12 protein-coding genes are annotated in these 15,030 nt (G+C 44.0%); 9 read left to right on the top strand and 3 right to left on the bottom strand.

Features of this window, described 5'->3' with window-relative positions; genetic code table 11:
* Positions 1 to 85 precede the first annotated feature (85 nt).
* From ABWP14_RS01310 to ABWP14_RS01295, 4 genes are read left to right on the top strand one after another with little or no spacing between them, the layout of a single operon-like run.
* Positions 86 to 889 (top strand): IclR family transcriptional regulator, encoded by an 804-nt coding sequence (locus tag ABWP14_RS01310; protein ID WP_353201163.1) that lies wholly within the window; start codon positions 86 to 88, stop codon positions 887 to 889.
* Positions 890 to 905: 16 nt separating this feature from the next.
* Complete coding sequence (locus ABWP14_RS01305; protein WP_353201162.1) at positions 906 to 1,736, top strand: 3-oxoadipate:acetyl-CoA acetyltransferase; 831 nt, start codon at positions 906 to 908, stop codon at positions 1,734 to 1,736.
* Between the two features lie 12 nt (positions 1,737 to 1,748).
* Entirely contained in the window at positions 1,749 to 3,350 is a 1,602-nt protein-coding gene (locus ABWP14_RS01300) for a GMC family oxidoreductase (RefSeq protein ID WP_353201161.1), read from the top strand.
* Between the two features lie 6 nt (positions 3,351 to 3,356).
* The gene (locus ABWP14_RS01295) at positions 3,357 to 4,628 is read left to right on the top strand and encodes a SulP family inorganic anion transporter (RefSeq protein WP_353201160.1); all 1,272 of its coding nucleotides are present in this window, start codon (positions 3,357 to 3,359) and stop codon (positions 4,626 to 4,628) included.
* Here the strand turns inward: ABWP14_RS01295 and ABWP14_RS01290 are convergent.
* The 3 genes from ABWP14_RS01290 to ABWP14_RS01280 are packed head-to-tail and all read right to left on the bottom strand — an operon-like array spanning position 4,625 to position 8,590.
* Positions 4,625 to 6,157: an AMP-binding protein gene (locus ABWP14_RS01290; RefSeq protein WP_353201159.1), complete on the bottom strand. Its 1,533-nt coding sequence runs from the start codon at positions 6,155 to 6,157 to the stop codon at positions 4,625 to 4,627. The genes ABWP14_RS01295 and ABWP14_RS01290 overlap by 4 nt on opposite strands.
* Before the next feature lie 8 nt (positions 6,158 to 6,165).
* Complete coding sequence (gene sauS / locus ABWP14_RS01285) at positions 6,166 to 7,572, bottom strand: acylating sulfoacetaldehyde dehydrogenase (protein WP_353201158.1); 1,407 nt, start codon at positions 7,570 to 7,572, stop codon at positions 6,166 to 6,168.
* 40 nt (positions 7,573 to 7,612) lie between these two features.
* Positions 7,613 to 8,590, bottom strand: coding sequence for a Bug family tripartite tricarboxylate transporter substrate binding protein (locus tag ABWP14_RS01280; protein WP_353201157.1), 978 nt, complete (start codon positions 8,588 to 8,590; stop codon positions 7,613 to 7,615).
* A 194-nt stretch (positions 8,591 to 8,784) separates the two neighbouring features.
* On the opposite strand from ABWP14_RS01280, the gene ABWP14_RS01275 reads away from it, so the two are divergent.
* From ABWP14_RS01275 to ABWP14_RS01255, 5 genes are read left to right on the top strand one after another with little or no spacing between them, the layout of a single operon-like run.
* Positions 8,785 to 9,585 carry an IclR family transcriptional regulator gene (locus ABWP14_RS01275; protein ID WP_353201156.1) on the top strand — a complete coding sequence of 267 codons (801 nt, stop codon included), beginning with the start codon at positions 8,785 to 8,787 and terminating at the stop codon, positions 9,583 to 9,585.
* A 36-nt stretch (positions 9,586 to 9,621) separates the two neighbouring features.
* Positions 9,622 to 10,533, top strand: a complete 912-nt coding sequence (locus tag ABWP14_RS01270; protein WP_353201155.1) for a bifunctional enoyl-CoA hydratase/phosphate acetyltransferase — start codon at positions 9,622 to 9,624, stop codon at positions 10,531 to 10,533.
* A 12-nt stretch (positions 10,534 to 10,545) separates the two neighbouring features.
* On the top strand, positions 10,546 to 13,431 hold the full coding sequence (locus ABWP14_RS01265; RefSeq protein WP_353201154.1) for a molybdopterin oxidoreductase family protein: 2,886 nt from the start codon (positions 10,546 to 10,548) through the stop codon (positions 13,429 to 13,431).
* The gene (locus tag ABWP14_RS01260; protein ID WP_353201440.1) at positions 13,428 to 14,084 is read left to right on the top strand and encodes a 4Fe-4S dicluster domain-containing protein; all 657 of its coding nucleotides are present in this window, start codon (positions 13,428 to 13,430) and stop codon (positions 14,082 to 14,084) included. Before ABWP14_RS01265 ends, ABWP14_RS01260 begins: the two co-directional genes overlap by 4 nt.
* Positions 14,084 to 15,019: a dimethyl sulfoxide reductase anchor subunit family protein gene (locus tag ABWP14_RS01255; protein WP_353201153.1), complete on the top strand. Its 936-nt coding sequence runs from the start codon at positions 14,084 to 14,086 to the stop codon at positions 15,017 to 15,019. Before ABWP14_RS01260 ends, ABWP14_RS01255 begins: the two co-directional genes overlap by 1 nt.
* Positions 15,020 to 15,030 lie beyond the last annotated feature (11 nt).

Here is a 15,030-nt window from a genome sequence, read left to right as displayed (position 1 = left end):
ATTTAAAGTATCATCAGATGAAATGCTTTAAGGGTAAACACTTAAAAAGACAAAAATACTCAAAAATTGCTCTCTAAATCCAGAAATGCTCTCCCGCATAACCCCTCCAAGCGAATTAGTGGACGAATCAGCCAAATCCAGCATGGCAGAAAAGGTTTTGCTGATTCTAGAAACGATTGCTCATTCTGAGTTTCCACTCACGCTAGAGGCAATCTCTACTAGTACCAATCTTGCTAAACCGACCGCATTTAGACTTCTCAACACTTTAGTTGCTCATGGTTTTATTGAGCGAGATCCCAATGGAAGACGTTTTCAGCCAAGCTCGAAGTTGCGCATCCTTGGAATCAATATTCTTTCCGTAGATTCTGTTCGCTCACAACGAGTGGTTGTAATGAAACGTCTGGTTGAAGAAATTGGTGAAACGTGTAACTTCAATATCTTGGATGGCAATAAGGTGATGTATCTTGACCGAGTTGAAACAAGTGCACCCATTCGGTTACACGTTGATGTCGGAATGAGAGTGCCACTGCACTGCACGGCGAGCGGCAAATTATTTTTATCTGGCATGACAGAATTGCAAGTAAGAAGGTCTTTAGGAAATGAGCCATTTGAAAGCTACACAGATAAAACCGTCACAAACTATCAAAAGCTATTTGCTGAACTTGAAAAGATTCGTGAAGACGGCTATGCCCTTGATGAATCAGCCTTCCTAGAGGGGTTCATTGGAATTGCAGTCCCAGTCATTAACTCAAAAAATAAGACTTTTGCATCTATTACTGCGCATGGTCCATCATCACGTATGCAAGAAAATTCGATTGAATTCTACATAAGGCCTCTGCAACAAGCCGCTAGAGATATTCAAGATAGCCTTTCAGAAACAAGTACCTAAACTTAAGGGAGTGAATATGTCTACCCCAGTAATAATTACCGTAGCGATGACGGGTGCCATCCCCCGAAAAAAAGACTGCCCGGGAGTACCTGTTACGACGTCTGAACAGATAGAAGAAACCCATAAAGCTTATGAAGCAGGGGCAACGCTTGCACATATTCATGTTCGCAATCCAGATGAAAGCCCTAGCTCAGATCCAGACTTATATGCTGCAGTAAAGGTGGGTATTCAAAAACATTGTCCAGGGATGATTGTGCAATTCTCAACTGGTGGTCGTGGACGAGATCAATCTGCGCGTGGAGGCATGCTCTTTCATCGCCCTGATATGGCTTCACTGGCGACGGGTTCAGTCAACTTTCCCAACGGTATTTATGAGAATCCCCCAGAATTTGTTGATGGTCTAGCCGGTGAAATGCTCAAGTATGAAATCAAAGCTGAAATTGAAGTGTTTGATCTAGCCATGCTCTATAACGCGGCAAACCTCATTGAACGAGGCCTCTTAAAAGCTCCGGCCCATGTGCAATTTGTGATGGGTATCCCCAATGCCATGCCGGCAAGACGTTCCATTCTAGAATTCCTCATTTCGGAATTGAAAGCAGTTATGCCAGATGCCACCTGGTGTGCGGCAGGGGTTGCGCGCTATCAACTGCCTGTCAATGAATGGACGCTTGAGTTGGGGGGTCATGTCAGAACTGGACTTGAAGATAACACCCGCTTTGATAAGACTAGGCTGGCAAAGGATAATGCTGAACTCGTAGCACGCATAGCTGAACTAGCGCCAAAATATAACCGTACAGTTGCTACTCCAGCCCAAGCCAGAGAAATACTGGGATTAAGAAAGTCTTAAGACACTATGACTATGGAACATCAATCATTTGACTACATCATTGTTGGTGGAGGGTCTTCTGGCTCAGTGCTAGCAAATCGCCTCTCTGAGAATCCTCAAAATTCTGTTTGCCTGCTCGAAGCTGGTCCTCGTGATTGGTCACCATGGATTCATCTTCCGATTGGCTATGCAAAAACGATGTGGGATCCCAGATTTAATTGGAAGTTTGAAACTGAACCAGAGCCCGCTATGAATGATCGCCCAATCTATTGGCCGCGTGGAAAAACTTTAGGGGGATCAAGCTCGATTAATGGTCTGATCTTTATTCGAGGTCAAAAAGAGGATTATGACGGATGGCGCAATCTTGGTAATCCAGGGTGGGGATGGGATGATGTACTACCCTACTTTAAAAAAGCAGAAGGCAATGACCGACTAGGCGAGCCGTTGCACTCTAAAACAGGTCCATTAAAGGCTTCATCAATCCCCAAGAAGCATGCCTTGGTAGAAGCGTTTATCAAAACAGCTAATGCGCTTGGTGTACCCAAGACTGAAGACTTTAATAATCTGACCCAAGAAGGCGTTGGCTATTTTCAACTGAGTACACACAAAGGATTGCGTTGTAGTGCTGCAGTGGCCTACTTAAAACCGGCTAAACAACGCTCTAATCTCACCATTCTGACTAACAGCCAAGTCAGCAAAGTCATTTTCGAAAATAAAAAAGCTTTTGGGGTTGAATTCATCCAACAGGGTATTAAAAAAACAATTCGATCAAATAAAGAAGTGATTTTGAGCGCAGGTGCAATTCAGAGCCCTCAAATTCTTCAACTATCTGGAGTAGGTCCAGCAAAACTATTGCAAGAATTTAATATCCCCGTCGTACATGACCTGCCAGGCGTTGGGGAAAATTTACAAGACCACCTGCAATTTCGTTTGATATATGAATTAAATCAACCGATTTCTACCAATATTCAACTTTCATCCTGGTTTGGAAAGCTAAAGATGGGTCTAGAGTGGTTGCTCCTTAGAGGTGGGCCTCTGTCTATCGGCATTAATCAAGGTGGGCTCTTTACCCGCGTAATGAAAGATTCTAAAACTCCCGATATTCAATTTCATATGGCTACCTTATCTGCTGATATGGCGGGGGGTAAAGTACATCCCTTTTCAGGATTTACGATGTCGGTCTGTCAACTCCGACCAGAATCTCGGGGATATGTTCGCATTCAGTCAGCAGACCCACTAAGCCCTCCAAAAATAGTGGCTAACTATTTAGCCACTCAACTTGACCGTGATACTAGTGTGGCTGCAGTCAATTTCGCAAGAAAAATTACTCAGACTGAACCTATGCGTTTTTTAGTGACTCGCGAAGTAAAGCCTAATAACCCTCAATCCGATGAAGAGGTTTTGGAATTCTGTCGAAATACTGGAGCAACGATCTTCCATCCGACCAGTACCTGCCAAATGGGTCCCGATAGCAACCCCATGGCCGTCCTCGATTCATCACTTCGTGTGCGTGGCGTTGAAGGATTAAGAGTGGTCGATTGCTCTGCAATGCCTACAGTGCCATCTGGTAACACAAACTGGCCTGCAGTAATGCTGGCTGAAAGAGCTGCCGATTTAATTCTGGGACGAATTTAATCCCTCATGCGCTGGCAACTTCCTTTTAGTAGATGGCTTCCTGAATATAAAACTCCCGGAATTATTCGCGCAGATGTTTTAGCTGGGTTGACAGGGGCAATAGTAGTCATGCCTCAAGGCATCGCCTTTGCTTTGTTGGCTGGAATGCCTCCCCAATATGGCCTCTATGCAGCCATGGTTCCTTGCCTTATAGCTGCATTATTTGGCTCCAGTCGGCTAATGGTAACTGGGCCCGCTAACGCTATTTCTCTAACGACAATGGCTTTAATCGCCCCTTTAGCACTGCCCGAGTCTAGTACTTATGTCGCCTACGTTCTGACCCTCAGCTTTTTAGTTGGGATACTCCAACTTTCATTAGGCCTCAGTAAGGCGGGTAAATGGGTTGAGAAAGTTCCCCATTCTGTCATCGTTGGTTTTACTGCTGGGGCTGCAATTCTGATTATCAACAGCCAACTAGGGACACTATTAGGCGCCAGTGTGCCAAGAGGCAAAAACGTAGTAGACACTGTTAGCGCTTTAGTAGATGCCTTTCAAAATAAGCAATGGCAAATTGCCGCACCTGCACTAGTACTCTTTACTTTATTAGTCATTCGTTTCTGGAGATCTCTCAACCGTTACGTGCCGTCCATGTTGGTTGCAGTCATTCTAGGAAGTCTAGCTGCGGCTATCATCGAAATATTGTTTCCTTCAATAAGCGCATTTAAAAAGGTTCAAGAAATACCTGGTGCATTGCCACCAATTTCAACTCCAGACTTAAGTATTGAAACTCTACAAAAGCTTTTTAGTGCCGCACTCATTATGACGCTTCTAGCATCAACTGAAGCAATGGCTATCGCCCGTGCAATTGCACTAAAGACTAAGGATAATTTCAATGCGAACCAAGAATTTATTGGCCAGGGTTTAGCCAATGTATGTGGTTCTTTTTTCTCAGCCTATCCTGCCAGCGGTTCATTTAATCGGTCAGGCGTGAACTTAGCCTCTGGTGCCAAAACGCCTCTTTCTGCAATATGTGCGGCAGTATTTCTGGTCATTCTGCTGGTCTTTGTTTCCTCACTAGCAAAATATATTCCTTACGTAGTGATTGCTGCACTCTTATTGGTGGTTGCCTGGAATTTAATTGATCTTAAGCAGATACGTCACGAAATCCGCATGGGTCCGAGTGAATGGATCCCCATGTTGGTAACGGGAATTACTACCGTCACTATCCCATTAGAGTGGGCAATTCTTGGGGGAATTCTGACTTCAGTAATAGTCAAACACTTCTTTAAGAAGCACTAATGAGAGTTGAGCAGATCCAAGAGCTTTAATCGTTGAACTTTGCCTGATGGGCCTCTAGGTAAGTCTTCCATGAAGAGAATTGACTTAGGTGTTCTAAATTTTCCAAGTTCTTTGATACAAAAATCGCGCATCTCTTCTTCAGAACAAGTTACACCTGGTTTTAAAACAATACAAACCATGATCTCCTGTCCATAATTGACGTCAGGGATACCAACTGCAGCGGCATCTAATACTGCTGGATGCTTTAATACAGCCTCATCAATTTCACGAGGGGCGATATTTTCTCCACCTTTAATGATGAGCTCCTTAAGGCGGCCAGTAATAAAATAAAACCCATCATCATCGCGCAGACCAAGATCGCCAGTTTTTAGCCAAGTCTCACTATCAAAGGCTTTAGCTGTCTCAGCCTCTGCTTTGTAGTAAGCGCTTAAAACATTGCCCCCACGTAAACAGATCTCTCCCACTATATTGTTACCAAGTAATTTTCCATCAGCATCAATCACTTTTGCCTCGACTCCACAAGGAAGACCAGGACTGCCGTAGCGGCGCCTTTCATCATGCGGATTACAAAACACCATTGAGGCAGACTCTGTCATGCCCATGCCTTCAATCACAGTAATTCCAAATAGAATTTCAAACTCACGATGGTGCTCCGGAGGTAAAGGAGCAGAAGCTGAACGGCCAAAGCGGATTGATTTCAACTCCTCACGACTAGGTAAAGTACCGCCACTCTTAGCAGCATTAATTAAATAGGCAATGATGGTAGGGACCATATTAATCCAGGTGCACTGATACTGAATGGCTAAATTCCACCAACTCGATACCGAGAAAGCATGTGGAGCAACAACCGACCCACCAGATACAAAGGGTGTAATGGTTGAAATGACCTGCCCATTAATGTGATAGATAGGCAGAGAACTCAAAACAGTATCTGCCTGAGTCAGCGAATGCCATGAAGCCATCGATTGGGCGGCATGTAGCAGGTTCGCATGCGTCAACAGAACACCCTTGGGGGTTCCAGTCGTACCAGAGGTATACATCAGCAAGGCTGGTTGATTTGCTTGAACTGATGGCAGCATTCCCACCTTACTCTGCATAAAGGGGCCCTCTAAAGCATCGGGGTCAAGCTCACACAGTACAAAGGATCTCTTCGTTTTCTCAAGAGCTAAAAATAAGTTTTGCTTTTTATCTGGTGAATAAAACAAGATCTCTATATCACTATGATCTAGAATCCAGGCAAGCTGATCAGTAGGTGCCAATAGATTCAATGGTGTAATTACACGACCACAGGCCATCGCAGCCAGAAAGATTGTGCTGGTCTGACGACCATTGTGCATATATAAACCAACATGCCCATGAGCACTAATTTTCTGCTCTTCTAACCATGTTAAAAAATGCTGCGCCTCTTTAGAAAGCTGGCCATATGTTAGAGCCGCTCCACTTTCAGGGGCATATAAAAAAACTTTATCCCCTTGCGCTGCTGACCAATGCAATAGGACTTCACCCAAACTTTGGCATGATGTCGTCACTATAAAACTCAAGCCTGAGGAAAGCGTGCGAAGTAATCTTTTAAGAGATCTTCTACCTTAGGCACCCGTTCTGGAATGGGACGAACTACTCTGGTGATATTAAGATAGTGACGATAGTTCATATTGTCAGAAAAATTATTTTTACCCCAAGTGCCGCAGCCCATCGATAGGGAAAACGGTAGGCCATTTTCAAAACTACCACCAGTAGCAATCGTATGCGCCTGATTCACAATCACTCTCGCTACTTTTAAATTCTCAGCGAGAGTTGCAGCACGTTTTTCCATGACATCGCCACTTAATGCAGTATGCAAGCCAACTGAATGGCCATTTCCTTGATAGTCATACACATGGGTCACTAAGTCTTGAGCTGCCTTAAAATCGGCAGCCTTCCATACTGTGAGAACTGGACTTAATTTCTCGCCAGAAAAGGGGGCACATGATCCAAAGCTATCTTCTTCTACCATCAAAAATTTGGCTTCTTTAGCCTTTGGATTTTGTAATTGCGCACGCTCTGCAATCACCGAAGGATATTGAGCCGTCAAAGTAGAGGTGAGTTTGCCGCCTTGAAACATGACTCCTTCTAGGCGTTTTTTATCAGCTTCATCTAACATTACACCGCCAGCATTCTCAAGTGCTTGAATTGCACCCGAATACACATCAGCACAAATCACTACTCCATTTTCACTAGAGCAGCTAGTTGCATTATCAAAAATTTTGGATTGAGTTATTTTCGCAGCTGCCCCGTTCAAGTCAGCATGCTCATCAATAATAGCGAGCACATTACCCGCACCCACACCAAATGCAGGTGTTCCAGAACTATAGGCAGCACGAATATTGGCTTGTGAGCCAGTAGCTACGACTAAATCCGCTAAACGCATTAATTCATTAGTGGAATCTTTAGTAATCGGAAATGGCAGCATCTGCACTAAATCACGAGGTGCATTTACTAAGTCTAATTGCTGATGAATAAACTCTAATAAACGCGCACAAGTTGAATGACCTTTTGGGGATGGTGCAACCACAACAGCATTACGACACTTCAATGCATTCAGAATTTTATTAATTGGTGTTGCGCCTGGATTGGTTGAGGGTGTAATGGCAGCCACAACCCCCACTGGACGGGCATACTCAGTAAGACCCGTCTTCAAATTTTCAAAAATGACCCCTACCGTTTTAGCAGTACTTAGATCACGAATAAGTCCAAGAGTTTTTCTAAAATTCTTCTTGAACTTATCAGCGACATCACCAAGACCTGTATCTTGCACTGCAAGCTCAGCCAACTCTTGGTTACGCTTTGGCTCTAAGATGGCCCACGCTACAGCCTCAACCACTAAGTTAACTTGTGCTTGCGTATATTGCTCATATTTTTGTTGAGCGATCTGCCCTCGCTCAACAATGCTTTCTACTGGTGTCATATCTTTACTTAGTTAATATTTTCAATCAATCAGTTGCTTTTTACTCAACTTTGATGCCAGCATCTTTAGCTACCTTCTTCCACTTTACAATCTCACTTTTGACGATTGCTCCGAGTTGTACTGGTGTGCTGCCAACTGCTTCAGCACCCTGACCTAGTAATTTTTCTTTCACCGCTGGTTCTGTCAGCACTTTAACGGTAGCTTTATAGAGCGTATCAATAATCGGTTGTGGGGTTTTGGCAGGAACAAACATCGCATACCAAGAGTCAACCTCATAATCTTTGAACCCTAACTCAGCCATCGTAGGCACATCAGGGAAAACAGGAGAGCGCTTAACAGTAGAAACTGCCAGGGCACGTAATTTACCTGCCTTGATAAAGTTTGCTGCCGCCGGAATCGAAACCCACAGTAGTGGAACTTGACCAGCCATAACGTCGGTAACAGCAGGACCACCCCCACGATAAGGAATATGGGTCATCGATACTCCTGCAGCTCCAGCCATCATCGCGCCAGCTAAATGTCCTGGAGAACCATTGCCTACTGATGCATAAGTAATTGAATCAGGCTTTGCCTTAGCTAGATCAATCACTTCCTTCACCGTCTTGGCAGGAAAGTCTGGATTAGCGACTAATATCTGTGGTAATGAGGCCACCAATGAAACTGGTAAGAAATCTTTTTCAGTATCAAAAGCTAGTTTTGGATAAATTGCAGGGTTAATAGTATGGGAAGACAGTGTAAATAGGACTGTATAACCATCTGCGGCAGATTTTGAAACAATGTCTGTACCAATAGAGCCCCCCGCTCCACCACGATTATCAATAATGACTTGTTGGCCTAAGGCCTGACTCAGCGGCTCCTGCACGATACGAGCTATCACGTCAGTTCCTCCTCCGGGTGGATATGGCACAACTAATTTAATCGGCTTAGTGGGCCATGATTGGGCCGCTGCTAATTGAGTAAAACCAAGTAAACCTAAAGTGATAGATAGAACAGTCACCGCTAGATTGCTTCTACGCATATCTCATCTCCTGTTTGAAGTGCACTCCACGAACCTATATTAGTCCTTATGTGGGAACTATTGATACCTTAAATAATCCTATTAAACGGAACAAGTTGTTTCGTATAAGTAAAAATACTAACATTTTCTCTGGATATTGCAAATATGTTCTATTAGAATGAACAAAATGACACAATTCTTGAGATTTTCTACTTATGCTTGTAATTGACAATCACGAACCCTTAGATATCAGCAAAAAAGACCACTCCGGTGAAAATTCATCGATGCTCAAAGGGGTAGTCATATTAGAGGCTCTAGCAGCTCTAAAGCAGCCCGCAAGCTTAGTGCAACTGATGCAAATTACTGGGATGCCGAAAGCATCTCTACATCGTACTCTAGCCATTTTTGAAGAAGCAGGACTTGTAGCAAGAGAGCCTGGTGGTCGAACTTATGCTCCGGGCAATCGTCTGTCTAGTTTGGCCATCGCCACTTTGACACACGATACCGTCTCTGCCATTCGACACAGCATCTTAAGAAAATTGGTTGCTGATCTAGGCGAGACTTGTAATTTGGCGGTACTGAAACGTGGAGAACTGTTTTATTTAGATCGCGTTGAGGCTAATTGGGCATTACGCTTGCATCTTCCCCCGGGCACTATTCTCCCACCCCATTGCAGCGCTAGTGGCAAGTTATTGTTGGCATTTAAGACTCCTGAGGAACGCGCCAAGCTTTTAGAAAATTTACCGCTTGAGAAATTTACTCATAGAACAATTACTGATCGCGATCTGCTCGAGTCTGAGCTTGAGCGCATCGTCAGCACTGGATATGCCATTGATAACGAAGAATATGTGCTTGGCGTTTCATGCGTTGCAGTACCTGTAAGAGATGCAGTAGGTGAGGTAGTGGCAGCCATTGCCGTCCATGCAGCGACTGCAAGGCTTCCTCTCAATCAAGCCATGGAGCATATTCCAATGCTGAAAGAGGCTTCTGCACGTATCTCTCAAACTTTATCCTAATTCCATCTAATAACGGTAACCACTAAGACATAGCTCATGGAACGATATCCCTTATTAGAAAAAATGATTGGAGAGGCTAAAAGCGATCTTCCTTTAGGCCTTGTTTATCCACTCAGCGCACCCGCTCTTGAAACCGTCTTTGAGTTAGTTAAAAGAGAGTTGTGCACTCCAATCTTGATTGGGCCTAAAGACCTCATTCTAGAATTAGCAGCCAAGGAAAAACTCTCTTTGGATGGCATTGAGATAATGAATACCCCTAATGACCCCATACTCGCTGCCAAGCAAGCAGTAGCAATGGTCAAAGAAGGTAAGCTGGCAGTATTGATGAAGGGATCCTTACACACCGAAGATCTGATGGGTCCGATAGTGCAGCGCGATGGCTTAAGAACTGATCGCAGAACGAGTCATTTATTTTTATTTGAACTAAAGCATTACCCCAAATTACTTGGGATCAGCGATTGTGTAGTTAATATTGCACCCAATGCATCTCAAAAAATACAAATTCTTAAAAGTAGTCTTGAGGCTCTTAACAAGCTTGGGGTAGCAAATGCAAAGGTAGCCATCATTGCTGCTACAGAGGTAGTGAACCCTGCCATGCAGGCCACTACCGATGCGAAAGAGATTGTAGATAGCCATGCTGCAAACCCAATTCATCCCTCAACAATGATCGAGGGACCCTTTGGATTCGATAATGCTATTTCAATCCATTCCGCTAAAACAAAAGGGATTGATTCAAAGGTTGCTGGTGATCCTGATTTACTATTAGTGCCTGATTTACAAGTAGGAAATATTCTTTACAAGTCCCTAGTCTATATGGCTGGGGCGGAGTGTGCTGGAACTATTCTAGGAGCTCAAGTTCCGATCATTCTCACATCTAGATCTGATTCCGTATTTTCAAGAGTCGCGTCTACTGCGATGGCTATTTTGCTTGCTAAACAACCTCAATAAATAATGAAGACTATGTTTAAACTATTTTCAAAAGATCCTGTGCATGATCCCATTAAGCAACAAGGATCTACTACAGAAATTAAGAAAACGACATGCTACATGTGTGCTTGTCGATGCGGCATCCGCGCACATCTTCGCGACGGTGAACTTGTTTACATAGATGGCAATCCAGAGCACCCTATAAACCAAGGCGTCATATGCGCCAAGGGTGCCTCGGGCATCATGAAACAAAAATCGCCAGCTCGCATTACTCAACCCCTATTAAGAAAAGCGGGTAGTAATCGTGGTGATGGTGAATTTGAAGCCATTAGCTGGGATAGAGCTTTTGAAATTCTCACTAAGCGTCTCAGTCATATTCGCGCTACCGACCCTAAAAAGTTTGCGCTCTTTACTGGTCGAGATCAAATGCAGGCCTTAACTGGTTTATTTGCTCGGCAATTTGGTACTCCTAATTATGCTGCTCATGGCGGATTTTGCTCAGTCAATATGGCTGCAGGAATGATTTACACCATTGGTGGAAGTTTTTGGGAATTTGGTGGGCCTGATTTAGAGCGAGCAAAACTATTTGTCATGATTGGTACCGCTGAGGATCACCATAGTAATCCGATGAAGATTGCCTTATCTAAATTTAAAAGAGCGGGTGGTCGCTTTATCTCGATTAACCCAGTGAGAACAGGTTACTCGGCGATTGCAGATGAGTGGATCCCGATTAAGCCTGGTACTGATGGAGCCCTATTTATGGCACTCATGCACGAACTCATTCGTCTTGAGAAATACGATGCTCCTTTCTTAAAGCGCTTTAGTAATTCATCACAATTGGTTTGCATGGATTCTGGCGCAGAAGAAGGCTTATTTTTATACGATCCAGATTCAGATCCTATCAACCTAGATTTACCGCATAACAAATATATTTGGGATGAAAAAACTCACAGCGCGCAGCCCTGTTTTAAGCAAGGGACATCTCCCGTATTGCTTGGTGAATACACGATGGGGCCTGGTCCACATCAGGGTAAGAAAGTAGTTCCTGCTTTTGAATTACTCAAGCGTCAAGTCAGCGAAACCACTCCTGAATGGGCGGCAGCAATTACTAGTATCTCCGCAGAAAGAATTCGTAAACTGGCACTAGAAATTGCAGATACTGCATTCGGTCAAGAATTTGAGCTTCCCATCGCCTGGACAGATTCTTGGGGAGAAAAACATGACTCTGTAACTGGCAGGCCAGTTGCTTTTCATGCAATGCGTGGACTCTCCGCGCACTCGAATGGTTTTCAAACCACTCGTGGCTTGGCTGTATTAATGTCTTTATTAGGGACCATTGATCGCCCAGGAGGCTTTAGACATAAGGCGCCTTACCCAAGGCAGGTACCGCCAAATGCAAAGCCCCCATCATCAGAAAATGATATTAAGCCCAATACACCTCTAGCCAAACCTCCTTTGGGCTGGCCAACACAACCAGAAGATTTAGCACTAGATTCGCAAGGTAAGCCATTGCGGATTGATAAAGCCTACTCTTGGGAGCATCCCTTAGCTGCCCATGGTTTGATGCATAACGTCATTACGAATGCAGTGAAAGGTGACCCCTACTCGATTGATACTCTCATGATTTTCATGGCCAATATGTCATGGAACTCTACGATGAACACAATGGAAGTACGTGAACATCTGAACGCTAAAAATGCTGATGGTGAATTTAAGATTCCATTTTTAGTCGTATGCGATACTTTCCAATCTGAAATGGTAGATTTTGCTGATCTGGTATTACCCGATACTACCTATCTTGAGCGTCATGATGTCATGAGTATGTTGGATCGCCCTATTTCAGAATTTGATGGGCCAGTTGATTCAGTCCGCATTCCAGTACTTGAGCCCTTAGGCGAATGTAAGCCATTTCAAGAAGTGCTGATTGAACTTGCCTCACGCTTAAAGTTTCCAGCCTTTACGACCCCAGAGGGTGAACGTAAATTCAAAGACTACCCTGACTTTATTACCCGCTTTCAGACTGCGCCTGACTCAGGTATCGGCTTTCTCAGTGGCTGGCGCGGCAAGGATGGTGAGAAACCCCTCAAAGGCGAGCCCAATCCAAATCAGTGGCAAAAATATGAAGAGAATAACTGTGTCCATCAATTTCATATGCCTCCTGAACATCAATACATGCGTAATTGGAATAAGGGATATTTAGATTTTTCCAAAGAAAATGCTCTAAGACAGAAGAATGATCCGATCATGATCGCGATCTACTCAGACATATTGCAAAAATTTAGATTGGCGGCAACCGGCAAGCATCCTGGAGCTCAACCACCTGCGCACCTCAAAGATCGCATCTACAAATATTTTGATCCGCTTCCTTTCTGGTACCCACCCCTTGAAGATGAGGCTACTGACCTCACCAAATTTACTTTGAATGCGATTACTCAGCGTCCTATGGCGATGTATCACTCATGGGATTCTCAAAATGCTTGGTTAAGACAAATTCATAGTCATAACTATCTATACGTCAATACGGCAACCGCGCTCAAGCATGGTATTGCTGACGGCGCCTGGATGTGGATTGAATCTCAATGGGGCAAAGTCAAGTGCATGGCTCGTCATTCAGAAGCGGTTGATCCTGGAACAGTTTGGACATGGAATGCGATTGGCAAAGCAGAGTCTGCATGGAGTCTTTCCGATAATGCGGATGAATCTAAGAAAGGTTTCTTATTAAATCATTTGATTGCTGAAGAGCTGCCATTGGGTGGTTTCACTGTCAGTAACTCAGATCCAATTACTGGGCAGGCAGGTTGGTATGACGTTCGAGTGAGATTAGCTCCAGCTGGAGTTGATGAGCCGCAGGAAACATGGCCTCAAGTAAAAGCATATGAAGTACCTGGAATGTCCCTCAAAAAGGAGGCAAGAAAATAAGCACTAATAAACAACTCGCCTTAGTCATTGATTTGAATGTTTGCGTTGGCTGTCACGCATGCGTCACATCTTGTAAGGAATGGAATACCTCGGGCTCTGCTGGGCCACTAACAGACCTGAATGCCTATGGTGCTAATCCAAGTGGAACTTTCTTTAACCGCGTACAGACCTATGAAGCGGGATCATTCCCAAATACTCAAACAGTCCATTTTCCAAAATCATGCCTGCATTGCGAAGAACCCCCTTGCGTGCCAGTCTGCCCAACGGGAGCAAGCTATAAGCGCAAGGAAGATGGCATCGTATTAGTGGATTACGATAAATGTATTGGCTGCAGCTATTGCTCTTGGGCATGTCCTTATGGTGCACGTGAGTTAGATCAAGAACGTCAAGTAATGACGAAGTGCACCTTATGCGTAGATCGCATTTATAGCGAAACATTGCCTGAATCAGAACGTAAGCCCGCATGTGTTCTCGCGTGTCCAACAAGCGCCCGAATTTTTGGTGATGTGCACGATCCAGAGTCGGCTGCTAGCAAGGCAATTAAGGAACGCGGTGGTTATGCCCTCATGCCTGAATGGGAAACCCAACCAGCCAACCACTACTTACCGCGCTCGATCACAGAAACTATTGACGCAGCAAGGAATGACAAATAATGCGTCCCCAATTTTCAATTATCTTTTTTACGACTCTTGTGGGAATGGCTCAGGGCTTATTATTTTTTCTGGCGCTATTAAATATAGAAGAGCCGTTCTTGTCTACACCATTTCTATCAATGCTAGCATTACCAGTCAGCTTTATCATACTAACCCTCAGCTTAGTCGCATCGTTTTTTCATTTAGGACGTCCTGAGCGAGCTTGGCGTGCTGCCATGATGTGGCGGACTTCATGGCTATCACGAGAAGTCATCGCTTTACCAACTGTCATGGCGCTCACTGTAATCACCTTCTTCTTTGTTCATTTTGGAATGGTGCCAGCATGGGTATGGGCAGCATTACTGATCAGCAATCTTGCTTTATGGATCTGTACTGCAAAAATTTACCAATGCATTCAGTTTATTCAAGAATGGTCACACCCCTCTACTCTTAGCAACTTCATCCTACTGGGCTTGACTTCGGGTGGCTTACTACTGGAACTACTATTAATCATTTGGAATGGGTCAAGCGTTCCATTAGGTATGAGTCTTATCTCGGGGACCAACTTTATATTGTTATTTATTGCTCTTAATCTCAAGCTATGGATCTGGCGTCGCAATCAAAAGTTAAAACCGAAATCCAATTTAGCTTCTGCAACAGGTATTAAAGGCAGTAATATTCGCCAAACTTCTATGGGCTTTATGGGTGGCAGCTTTAATACTCGTGAATTTTTCCATCATCAAACTGATCAGGTCATTAGCAATATTCGAAAGATTATTTTATTGATGGCCTATGTAGGTCCAATGATCTTACTGGCCTTTTCCATGAATTCCCCAAGCATTGCCCAAATAGCGATTGCCTTATTAATGCATTACACAGGTCTATTAGCTGAAAGATGGATGTTTTTCGCTGAAGCAAATCACCCTCAAAATTTATACTATCAGAGAGTGTCCTAAGGATCGCTCAT

The organism is Polynucleobacter sp., from assembly GCF_040400325.1.
Taxonomy (GTDB): Bacteria; Pseudomonadota; Gammaproteobacteria; order Burkholderiales; family Burkholderiaceae; genus Polynucleobacter.
The sequence above is the reverse complement of the archived record's forward strand: the minus strand, read 5'-3'. Positions and strand labels throughout refer to the sequence as shown.